Origin of the sequence: Mycobacterium sp. (assembly GCF_049673265.1) — a bacterium.
GTDB lineage: Bacteria > Actinomycetota > Actinomycetes > Mycobacteriales > Mycobacteriaceae > Mycobacterium.
In genome coordinates this window covers 1-10,277 of sequence record NZ_JBATXN010000068.1, presented here as the reverse complement: position 1 = coordinate 10,277, position 10,277 = coordinate 1, and the positions used below count along the sequence as shown (strand labels likewise).

The 10,277-nt window shown below is 67.1% G+C and carries 12 protein-coding genes; 9 read left to right on the top strand and 3 right to left on the bottom strand.

Features of this window, described 5'->3' with window-relative positions:
* From WBF82_RS02410 to WBF82_RS02370, 9 genes are all read left to right on the top strand, one after another.
* A partial coding sequence (locus tag WBF82_RS02410) for an anion permease (RefSeq protein WP_424381502.1) occupies positions 1-1,018 on the top strand: 1,018 nt, incomplete at its 5' end.
* Positions 1,015-1,308 carry a hypothetical protein gene (locus tag WBF82_RS02405; protein WP_424381501.1) on the top strand — a complete coding sequence of 98 codons (294 nt, stop codon included), beginning with the start codon at positions 1,015-1,017 and terminating at the stop codon, positions 1,306-1,308. The genes WBF82_RS02410 and WBF82_RS02405, both read left to right, overlap by 4 nt.
* A gap of 59 nt (positions 1,309-1,367) precedes the next feature.
* Complete coding sequence (locus WBF82_RS02400) at positions 1,368-1,670, top strand: DUF3349 domain-containing protein (RefSeq protein WP_424381500.1); 303 nt, start codon at positions 1,368-1,370, stop codon at positions 1,668-1,670.
* Between the two features lie 92 nt (positions 1,671-1,762).
* Positions 1,763-2,818 carry an o-succinylbenzoate--CoA ligase gene (gene menE / locus WBF82_RS02395; RefSeq protein ID WP_424381503.1) on the top strand — a complete coding sequence of 352 codons (1,056 nt, stop codon included), beginning with the start codon at positions 1,763-1,765 and terminating at the stop codon, positions 2,816-2,818.
* A 29-nt stretch (positions 2,819-2,847) separates the two neighbouring features.
* A complete protein-coding gene (locus WBF82_RS02390; RefSeq protein ID WP_424381499.1) occupies positions 2,848-4,587 on the top strand; it encodes an NAD-binding protein in 1,740 nt (579 codons plus the stop codon).
* Positions 4,588-4,600: 13 nt separating this feature from the next.
* Entirely contained in the window at positions 4,601-5,950 is a 1,350-nt protein-coding gene (locus WBF82_RS02385) for a hypothetical protein (RefSeq protein WP_424381498.1), read from the top strand.
* Between the two features lie 15 nt (positions 5,951-5,965).
* Positions 5,966-6,514: a hypothetical protein gene (locus WBF82_RS02380; protein ID WP_424381497.1), complete on the top strand. Its 549-nt coding sequence runs from the start codon at positions 5,966-5,968 to the stop codon at positions 6,512-6,514.
* On the top strand, positions 6,511-7,485 hold the full coding sequence (locus WBF82_RS02375) for an HTTM domain-containing protein (protein ID WP_424381496.1): 975 nt from the start codon (positions 6,511-6,513) through the stop codon (positions 7,483-7,485). The genes WBF82_RS02380 and WBF82_RS02375 overlap by 4 nt, the downstream gene beginning before the upstream one ends.
* A 5-nt stretch (positions 7,486-7,490) precedes the next feature.
* On the top strand, positions 7,491-8,759 hold the full coding sequence (locus WBF82_RS02370; protein ID WP_424381495.1) for an APC family permease: 1,269 nt from the start codon (positions 7,491-7,493) through the stop codon (positions 8,757-8,759).
* A 1-nt stretch (position 8,760) separates the two neighbouring features.
* On the opposite strand, the gene WBF82_RS02365 is transcribed toward WBF82_RS02370, so the two are convergent.
* From WBF82_RS02365 to WBF82_RS02355, 3 genes are all read right to left on the bottom strand, one after another.
* Positions 8,761-9,429, bottom strand: coding sequence for a TIGR04282 family arsenosugar biosynthesis glycosyltransferase (locus WBF82_RS02365; RefSeq protein WP_424381494.1), 669 nt, complete (start codon positions 9,427-9,429; stop codon positions 8,761-8,763).
* Entirely contained in the window at positions 9,426-10,082 is a 657-nt protein-coding gene (locus WBF82_RS02360) for a glycosyltransferase family 2 protein (RefSeq protein WP_424381493.1), read from the bottom strand. The genes WBF82_RS02365 and WBF82_RS02360 overlap by 4 nt, the downstream gene beginning before the upstream one ends.
* A 3-nt stretch (positions 10,083-10,085) precedes the next feature.
* The coding region (locus WBF82_RS02355) for a hypothetical protein (protein WP_424381492.1) at positions 10,086-10,277 on the bottom strand (192 nt) is incomplete at its 5' end.

Here is a 10,277-nt window from a genome sequence, read left to right as displayed (position 1 = left end):
TCTGGTGACACTGCAACTTGTGTTCGCAGGTCTGGTCGGCGGGATCGTCTGGAACCTCTTGACCTGGCTGCTGGGTATCCCGTCCAGCTCCTCGCATGCCCTGGTCGGCGGCATCGTCGGCGCCATGATCGCCGCGGTCGGCGGACACGGGGTGATCTGGACCGGCGTGGTGTCCCGGGTGCTGATCCCGGCCCTGGTGTCGGTGTTGTTGGCCGGATTGGTCGGTTCGGTCGGCACCTGGTTGGTCTACCGGCTCAATCGTGGTGTTCCGGAGAACCGCAGCGAGGCCGCTTTCCGCCGTGGCCAGATCTTCTCGGCGTCGCTGGTCTCGCTGGCACACGGCACCAACGATGCCCAGAAGACGATGGGCGTCATCTTCCTGGCGCTGATCTCCTACGGCGCAGTCAGCAGGACCGCCGCGCTCCCCCCGTTCTGGGTCATCTTCGCCTGCGCTTGCGCGATGGCATTGGGTACCTACTTCGGCGGCTGGCGGATCATCCGCACCATGGGCAAGGGACTCGTCGAGATCAAGTCGCCACAAGGAATGGCCGCCGAATCGTCTTCGGCGGTAATCATTCTGCTGTCTGCTCACTTCGGGTATGCGTTGTCCACCACTCAGGTGGTAACCGGTTCGGTGCTGGGCAGCGGTGTTGGCAAACCGGGAGCGGAGGTGCGCTGGGGGGTGGCCGGCCGGATGGTGACCGCCTGGCTGATCACGCTGCCGTCGGCTGGTGCCGTTGGCGCCATTACCTACCTGATAGTGCACGAGATCGGCGGCTACCTCGGCTCGATCATCGGCTTCGGTCTGCTGGTGGCGCTGGCCACGGCCATCTACCTACGGTCGCGCCGCACGAAGGTCGACCACACGAACGTCAATGCGGAATGGAAGGGTGACCTGACCACTGGGCTCGACCAAGAAGACCGCCCTGCGGTCACCGTCGGCGCGGGAATTCCGAACGGCGAGGTTACCGGCGCCAATCCCCGCACCGCCCAACCGAACAAGGCAGGCATGCCATGAACCATTGGTTCAACTACGAGGCTTCGGTGAAGATCCTGATCTTCGGATTGCTCCTCGGCAGCGGGCTGCCTGCCCTGTTCGCACTCGCCGTGAAGGTGGGCAGCGTGGGCGCCGGTATCGCGGGCTCCGATGGCGCGGCCGTCTGGCCCAGGAATCCGGCGCTGACCGCGCTCAGCTGGGTGTTGTACGCGGTGGCGCTGGTCGCGGTCGCAATCGGCGTGTTGTACATCTCCCGGGATTTCCTCGGGGCGCACACCGGCTGGTACATCCTGGGTGCCAAACCCGCGTAACATCAAAATTCGTTCGCTGTTCAGGCTTAACAAGGCCGTGCGGGGGAAGTTGAGGCAGTGTGAACCGATTCCTCACCTCGATCGTCGCCTGGCTGCGTGCGGGGTATCCGGAGGGCATCCCGCCCACCGACTACTTTCCGGTGCTGGCCCTACTGTCGCGTCGGCTTAGCAGCGACGAAGTCAAAGCGGTGGCCCACGAACTGATGCGCCGGCCCGGGTTCGATGACATCGACATCGGTGTGCTGATCACCCAGCTCACCGACGAGCTGCCGGCGCCGGACGACGTCGAGCGGGTTCGTGGGCGGCTGGCCGCCAAGGGTTGGCCGCTCGACGATGCCCGCAACGGCGAGGGGGCCGGATAGCCGTCTTGCGCGCATTCGCCGTGGCGCAAGGGTCCTCGGCGCGCCCGCTGCTGGCGGCGCTCGAGCAGGCTCTGGACGGCCGCGCGTCCGCGCTGCTGCCGGTGGCTGCCGATGGCGATCGCCGATCCACCTTGGCGGCCCTGCGGGTGGGCGAAGCCATCGACGACGACATCGCCGTGGTGGTGACGACGTCGGGAACCACCGGTGCGCCCAAGGGCGCGCTGCTGACGGCCGCCGCGCTGACCGCCAGCGCCGCCGCCACCCATGACCGGCTGGGCGGCCCCGGCCGATGGCTACTGGCGTTACCGCCGTTCCACATCGCCGGTGTCCAAGTACTGGTACGCAGCCTGCTGGCCGATACCGTTCCGGTCGAGGTGGACGTCTCGACCGGCTTCGACATCACCGAATTACCCTCTGCGGTAGAGCAACTCGGCTCCGGTCGCCGTTACACAGCGCTGGTGGCCACCCAGTTGGCCAAGGCGCTGACCGATCCGGCGGCGACAACGGCGTTAGCCAACTTGGACGCCGTGCTGGTCGGCGGCGGCCCTGCCCCGCCTCCGGTCCTGGACGCTGCCGCGAGCGCCGGCATCAGGGTGGTGCGCACCTACGGGATGAGCGAGACTGCGGGCGGATGCGTCTACGACGGGGTTCCGCTCGACGGAGTGCGGCTGCGGGTCGACCCCGACGGCCGGATTGTGATCGGAGGAGCGACCCTGGCCAGCGGCTATCGCAACCCACCCGATCCCGATCCGTTCGCCGAGCCGGGCTGGTTTCGCACCGATGATATTGGCGTTGTTGATGATTCGGGTGTCCTCAGTGTGCTGGGCCGGGCCGACGAGGCGATCAGCACGGGTGGGTTGACCGTGCTGCCCCAGCCCGTTGAGGCCGCGCTGCGCACGCACCCCGCGGTGGCCGACTGCGCGGTGTTCGGGCTGGACGACCAGCGATTGGGCCGGCGGGTGGTCGCCGCCATCGTGGTGGCCGACGGTCGTGTCCCGCCTTCGCTCGACACGCTACGGGCGCACCTCATGCGCACCCTGGACCGCACGGCCGCGCCACGCGAGCTGCATATCGTCGATGCGCTGCCGATGCGCGGAATCGGCAAAGTCGACCGGCAGGCGCTGGCCCGCCTGTGTCAGCGCGGCTAAGTGCTGATACCGGGTGACATAATGCGTCAATGCACCGCCACATCGTCGTCAGCGGTGACGATGCGCTGGCCACGACGATCATCGAGGAGCTGAAGAACGCCGGGGCGACCGTCGCCAGGCTGGCTAATATCGAGCAGTCCGAGGCCGGCGTCGCTCGCGAGCTCACCCTCGCTGAGGTCGCTCACGCGACTGCCGTAGTCTGCGTTGGCGACGACGACGCGATAAATCTCGAAATCGCTTTGCTGGCAAGGAAAGCCAACCCGACTGCGCGTGTGGTGGCGCGGCTCTCCAACGACGTGCTGCGCGAAGCAGTTGCCGACGACAACGGGCCCGGTGCAACCCTCAACGTCGCCGAACTCGCGGCGCCGTCGATAGTCGAGGCGTGCCTGGAGCAGGGAACTCACCAATTCGAAGCCGCGGGAATCCAATTCGTCGTCGCCGGACGCGAGGCGCACCGTGAAGCAACGCTGCGTGAACTCTTCGGCGATCTAGCCCCGGTGGCGGTGATTCACGGCGAAAACTCCTCCACCCCCGGCGAGATGGATGTCTGCCCGGGCCGGGATCGGCGGGTGCATGCCGGTGACTGGACGATGATGGTCGGGACCGCCGATGAAGTGGCAGCCCAGGGCATCAGGATTCCGCCCGCAACCCGGACGCGGTCGCATCGGCCATGGCCGCGGCGCGCGGTCGACGCCGTCTGGGCCCTGGTGAACGAGTTCAACCCGATCTTTTATCCGATCGTGGCCGGTTCGATGCTGCTACTGACTTGCTGCACGGTGTTGTTGCGCTTCAACTACCGGCCCCCGCCGCGGATGAGCTGGGTGGACGCGTTCTACTTCAGCGTCGAGACCATGACCACGACCGGCTACGGCGACTTCAGCTTCGTGCACCAGCCCACCTGGCTGCGGGTGTTCGCGGCCGTAATGATGTTCAGCGGGGTGACGACCACCGCTTTGCTCGTCGCTTTCGTAGCCGACGTGTTGCTGTCGCGCCGCTTCGTCCTTGGGGCTGCGCGCCCCCGGATTCGTCATCTGCGTAACCACATTGTCGTCGTCGGGCTGAGCGCTATCGCCATGCGCGTGGTTACCGATCTGACCACTGCGGGATATGACGTGGCGGTGATCGAGCAGGACGAGGACAACCGCTTCTTATCGGCGGTACGCAAACTCGATGTCCCGGTGATCTTCGGCGACGCCACGTTGCGTCCAACCCTGCAATCGGCACGGGTCGATCGGGCCCGCGCGGTCGCGGTGCTGACCCGCGACGACATGATCAACGTCGAAACCGGCATCGTGCTGACCGAAATGCTCGGGACCGAAATACGGCCCGGTCTCAACTGGACCGACGTTCCCTTGGTGCTGCGGGTCTTTGACCGCACGCTGGGTTTCGCGGTGGCACAGCGGTTCGGATTCGAAAACGTGCGCTCCACCGTCGAACTGGCCGCACCCTGGTTCATCGGCGCCGCGGTCGGCCTGCAGGTGCTAGGCACGTTCTCGGTGGGCCAACGCTCATTCGTGGTTGGCGGAATGCAGGTGGCGCCCGGCAGCGAACTCGACGGCCTGCGCATGTTCGAACTGTCCACCCAGACCCGGGTCATCGCGATCACCCGGCCGAATTCACTGATCAAGCTGCACCCACGGCGCGATGCGCGACTGCACGCCGACGACACCGTCTATCTGATCGGGCCCTATCGCGAATTGCTTGCCACGCTGCGCAAAGGACGGCCGCCTCAACAACAACCCGCGGCCGACGAGCCTGCCCATCAATAGGGCTGCCCCGGTCGTGAGGATCGCCCGTCGGGAAGCGATTGGGGCTGCGATCGGGCTCGGCCTGGTTGCGGCCGCGTTCGTAGTGCCACGTATGCACTGGGGCATCGCGTCGTATCTGCGCGTTCCGGACCGTTTCGCCTGGCATGCCGGCGCCGCCCCGATTTTCGGCCTGCTCGAGGCGCATGTCGGCTGGGGTACTGGACCGGCGATTGCACTTGGACTGGCCGCCGTGCTGTGGGGACCCGTTGTCGCACAGCGGCTTTCGTGGCGTGCGCTGCCCCTGGTCGCCTGGGCGACGTCGTGTGTGTGGGCGTTCTCGCTGGCGATGATCGACGGCTGGCAACGCGGGTTCGCCGGCCGGTTGACCGACAAGGACGAGTATTTACCGCAGGTGCCGGGCATCACCAACATCCCGGAAACGCTGCGTACGTTCTCCAGTCGGATTGTGGATTTCCAGCCGAATTCGTGGATCACCCACGTCTCTGGTCACCCGCCGGGGGCGCTGCTGACGTTCGTCTGGCTGGACCGCATCGGCCTGGGCGGCGGCGCGTGGGCCGGGTTGCTGTGCCTGCTGGTCGGATCGAGCGCCGCGGGCGCAATCGTGATCACGCTGCGGACGTTGGCCGACGAGCCGACCGCGCGAAGCGCTGCGGCGTTCGTCGCCGTTGCGCCCACCGCGATCTGGATCGCGGTGTCGGCCGATGGGTACTTCGCCGGCGTTGCCGCCTGGGGCATCACACTGCTGGCGTTGGCGGTGCGCGGCGCCGTTCGATTCCCGGGGCTGCTCGGCGCCGCCGCAGGATTGCTGCTCGGCTGGTCGGTGTTTCTCAGCTATGGCCTGATGTTGATGGCGATTCCGGCGTTGGCGGTACTGGTGTGCGCGAGCGACTGGCGCTCAGTGTTGCGGACACTGGTACCCGCGCTTCTGGCCGCGGCCGCAGTGGCGGCGATGTTCACCGCTACCGGATTCTGCTGGCTCGACGGTTATAGCCTTGTGCAGCAACGCTATTGGCAGGGCATTGCGCATGAACGCCCATTTCAGTACTGGAGCTGGGCCAACTTGGCGGCGGTGGTGTGCGCGATCGGCTTAGGCGGCGTCGCCGGACTCAGTCGGGTCTTCGACCTGACCGCGATCCGCCGGCGATCGGGCCTGCATCTATTGATGCTGGCGATGCTGATTGCCATCATCTGCGCCGACGTGAGCATGCTGAGCAAGGCCGAGACAGAACGGATTTGGCTGCCGTTCACCGTATGGCTGACCGCCGCACCCGCCCTGTCGCCACCGCGCTCGGCACGGCTGTGGCTGGCCATTAACGTCGGTGGAGCGCTGTTGCTGAATAGTCTGATCTTTACCCATTGGTAGAAGGGAGGTCGGCCGATGATCACGCGGGGTCTGAAAAAGCTGTCGACGATCGGCCCGCGATTCGAAAGCTCGTCGTTCGGCCAAGCAGCGATTAGCGGCGTGATCGTGCTCGTGCTGCTCATCGGCGTCGTGTGGAGTCTGCCGGATGCTGAAGTCAAGCGACGACTCGCACCGGTGCTCCAGCCGATCGCGTCGGCGACTGGGCTGGAACAGAGCTGGCGGATGTATGCGCCGGATCCGCCACGCCGCCAAGAGTTCCTCGACGTGCGCGTGACGTTGGCCAACGGTGTCCAGCGGGCGTGGACAAATCCACGCGGCGACCGCGTGGTGGGCGCGTTCGCGTGGTATCACTGGCAGAAGGTCAAAGAGAATGTTGTGCACGACCCCGCGAGCCGAGCTGGAGTGGCGCATTGGATTGTTCGCCGGCTTACCGGACGCTCTGAGCGCGCTGTACGGGTGCAGATGATTTTGCGCACCGAGTCGCTTCCGGCGCCGGGTACCAACGGTTCCCCCGTCCCAGGCGAGGAAACCCTTTACGACGAAACCCTCACCGGCAGGCCATGACTGAACCCGGACACGGTCAGCGGCCACGGGTTGTGGCCGCGCTGACGACATGGCGGATCTTTTGGTTTCAACTGCAACCGGCCTACACCCTGGGCTTGGTCAGGATCGCTTTCGGAATCGTCGCGATCGGTTGGGCCATCTCTCTGCTACCCGATCTGTATCCGCTATTCGGCCCGCACGGGATAATGCCTCAACAACCCGGCGAGGCGTATTACTGGGGTGTTTTCGCGATCTGGAACAGTGACCATGCGCTGCTGATCGGATGGGCGGCGCTGCTGCTGTCATCGCTCCTGCTGACCATCGGCTGGCACAGCCGACTCGCCGCGCTGGCGGTATTCGTGCTCATCATGTCGTTCCAACACCGCGACCCGTTGGTATGGAACTCCGGTGATGTCGCGGTGCGCATCGAGGCGCTGGTCCTCGCGCTCTCACCATGCGGGTCAGCGCTGTCGCTGGACCAAGCGCGCAGCGCCGGAATATTCTGGTCGGCGCAACAGCGCCCGCAGTGGGCGGTTCGGTTGTTGCAGGTGCAGATGTCGCTGATCTATTTGGCGTCGGCGCTCAGCAAGATCGACGGGTCCACCTGGCCGCAGGGCACCGCCGTCTCCTACGCGCTGCGACTGCCAGACCTGGTGCTGCTCTCTCCCCCACACTGGGCCACCAACAGTGCGCTGCTGATGAACGCCGCCACCTGGGGCACGCTCGCCGTCGAGCTTTCACTTGCGTTTTTGGTGTGGAATCGCCGCTTGCGACCTTGGGTCCTGGCCGCAGGCGTTGTCATGCACACAATGATCATGATCAGCATCGCCGCGGGATTTTTCACCCTCGCCATGTTCGTGCTGTACCTCGCATTCATCCCACCCGAAACCGTGCAACGTCTTCCGAGCAACGCAAAACGCGTGCTTCGCCGCGGAGCGAGTACCGACACAACTGAACAATCCGAAGCAGTACCCGAGGGCAACCCGCGATAGCAGACATGGACGATCACGAAACTCACTCGGGCGACGCGGCTTTGGCGCGTCGGCTCGGCCTTGCTGACGCGGTAGTCATCGGGCTGGGATCGATGATGGGCGCCGGGGTATTCGCGGCGTTCGGCCCCGCCGCGCGCGCCGCCGGGGCCGGGCTGCTGATCGGATTGGTGCTCGCTGCGGCGATCGCGTACTGCAACGCCACCGCGTCGGCGCAGCTGGCGGCGGTCTATCCCACCTCCGGCGGCACCTACATCTATGGGCGCGAACGGCTCGGCCCGTGGTGGGGATTCGCCGCCGGGTGGGGGTTTCTGATCGGTAAGACCGCGTCGTGCGCGGCGATGGCGCTGACCGTGGCCTCTTACGCGCTGCCCGGCCCGTGGTGGGCGCAGCGCCTCGTCGCCGTCGCGGCGGTGGTCGCACTGACCGCGCTGAACTACCGCGGCGTCACCAAAACCGCCACGCTGGCCCGAATCCTGGTGGCCTGCACACTCATTGCCCTTGCCGCAGTGGTCATCGGCATCGGGGTTGGTGGCGTGCGGCTGTCGAACCTCACCGGGGCCGACGCCTGGTCGACCACCACGCCGTACGGAGTGTTGCAGTCGGCGGGGTTGCTGTTCTTTGCGTTCGCCGGTTATGCGCGAATCGCGACAATGGGCGAAGAGGTCCGCGAACCCGCCCGCGCCATCCCCAAGGCCATCATCATCGCGCTTGCCGCGGCAGTCGTGGTGTACCTGGTGGTCGGGGTCGCGGCGCTGCTAGCTGCTGGGCCGCAGCGACTTTCGCGAGCAGCAGCCCCATTGGCCGAGGCGGTGCGGGCGGCCGGGGCCGAACCGCTGGTGCCGGTGGTGGCCGTCGGCGGGGCGCTTGCCAGCCTGGGCGCGCTGCTGGCGCTGATCGCCGGAATCGGGCGCAGCACACTCGCAATGGCTCGCAACAGGGATCTGCCCAGCTGGCTGGCCGCCGTGCATCCGCGCTACCGCGTGCCACACCACGCCGAAATCGCACTTGGTGCGATCGTGGCCGTCCTGGCGGCAACGGTGGATCTGCGTGGGGTGATTGGCTTCTCGTCGTTCGGGGTGCTGATCTATTACACGATCGCCAACGCGTCGGCCTTCACGCAGCCTCGCGCGGAGAGGCGCTGGCCGCGTGTGCTGAACGTATGCGGCGTCGCCGGCTGCCTGCTGCTGGCCGTCACCTTGCCGTGGCAGTCGGTGCTCGTCGGGCTGGGCGTATTCGTCGTCGGGCTGGCCGGACGCGCGATCGCCCGTCGATAGGTCAGAGACCCGCGGCGCGGGTCGTTTGGGCGAACCGGCTCGCCGGCGAACAGTCCGCGCGCACGGCGGCGATGTCGTCGACGACGTCGAAGTCGGAGAGCTCTTCGAGAAGAGTCACGTGAACGCTGTTGCGGCACAGTGCCTTTAGAGTTAGCGCGCCGGTGTCGGGCCGAGACATCGGGACATCGCGGAGGCACCGCGCGAGCGCCGGGCTTTGCACGCCGAGCACCCACCACCCCCCGTCACGAGCCAAGCCGAGGACAGCTGGCGCTTCGGTCAGTTGTCGCCCGCAGTCAGCCAGCAGCTCGGCGGTGACCTGCGGGGTGTCCATCCCGATCTGCAGCACTGGATGTCCGTCGAGGGCGGCCGCATCGGCGTGCGCATTGGTCAGCCGATCGGCGAAGTCGTTGCCGCGCTGCGGGATCACGCTAAACGGCTCGAGTCGGCCGTGGATTTCGGCGGCGTCGATGGCGTCGTCAAGCTCGCCGGTGAGCGCCACCACCCGGGCCGCGACCGGGGCCGCAGCCACTGCGTCGAGGGTGTCGAGTAGCGCGGCGGCGGCGATCTCGGCAGCGACCTGGTCGCCGACCGCAGCGGCCAGCCTGGTCTTGGCCCGGCCGGGCACCGGCGCCTTAGCCACTACCAGCAGCGTCACCGGCACGAGGCTCACGAGATCGCTTTCCAGAAGTCCAAGATGGCGACCACGCTGCCTCGCAGCGAACCGCTGACTTTGGATTTGCCGCCGATGCGTGGGCCGTATGCGACGTCGTGCTCGACCAACCGCCACCCGGCCGCGGCCGCCCGCACCAGCAACTCCAGCGGGTAGCCCGACCGGCGGTCGCTGACGCCAAGGCTTAGCAGCGCGTCGCGCCGGAAGACCCGCATCGGCGCGATGTCGTGTACCGGCAGGCCGTGCCGAGTTCGCAGCCGCCAGCTCATCATCACCGTGCCCAGTCGCGCGATCCAGGGCCAGCGCAGCCCGGGCACCGGGCGGCGCCGGCCGATCGCCAGGTCCGCGCCGCGGTCGAGGTCGGCGACCAGCCGGGGCAGGTCGGCGGGGTCCAACGACCCGTCTGCGTCGATGACGGCGACGATCGGTGTCGTCGCCGCGACGACCCCGGCGTGTACCGCGGAGCCGTACCCGGGGCGCGGTTCGGCAACCACCGTGGCGCCATGGCGGCGGGCCACCTCGGCCGTGTCATCGGTGCTGTTGTTGTCGACCACTAGCGCCAGGTAGCCGGGCGGGATCGCCGCTAGCACCGACGGCAGCGACTCGGCCTCGTTCAGACACGGCAATACCACTGTGACCAGACCGTCAGGCATGGGCTACCTGTCAGAAGTGGAAGTGGTGGCCGCCGGTTGTGCCACCACCAGTCGTCCCCGTTGTTCCGCCGCCGGTCGTCCCGCCACCACCGGTCGTCCCGCCACCACCAGTCGTCCCGCCACCGGTCGTGCCACCGCCGCCGGTCGTGCCACCGCCAGTCGTGCCGCCACCGGTCGTGCCACCCCCAGTCGTTC

Coding starts and splice junctions, on each gene's coding strand:
- WBF82_RS02405 (WP_424381501.1), top strand. CDS start 1,015: ATGAACCATTGGTTCAACTACGAGGCTTCGGTGAAGATCCTGATCTTC.
- WBF82_RS02390 (WP_424381499.1), top strand. CDS start 2,848: ATGCACCGCCACATCGTCGTCAGCGGTGACGATGCGCTGGCCACGACG.
- WBF82_RS02380 (WP_424381497.1), top strand. CDS start 5,966: ATGATCACGCGGGGTCTGAAAAAGCTGTCGACGATCGGCCCGCGATTC.
- WBF82_RS02375 (WP_424381496.1), top strand. CDS start 6,511: ATGACTGAACCCGGACACGGTCAGCGGCCACGGGTTGTGGCCGCGCTG.
- WBF82_RS02370 (WP_424381495.1), top strand. CDS start 7,491: ATGGACGATCACGAAACTCACTCGGGCGACGCGGCTTTGGCGCGTCGG.
- WBF82_RS02360 (WP_424381493.1), bottom strand. CDS start 10,082: ATGCCTGACGGTCTGGTCACAGTGGTATTGCCGTGTCTGAACGAGGCC.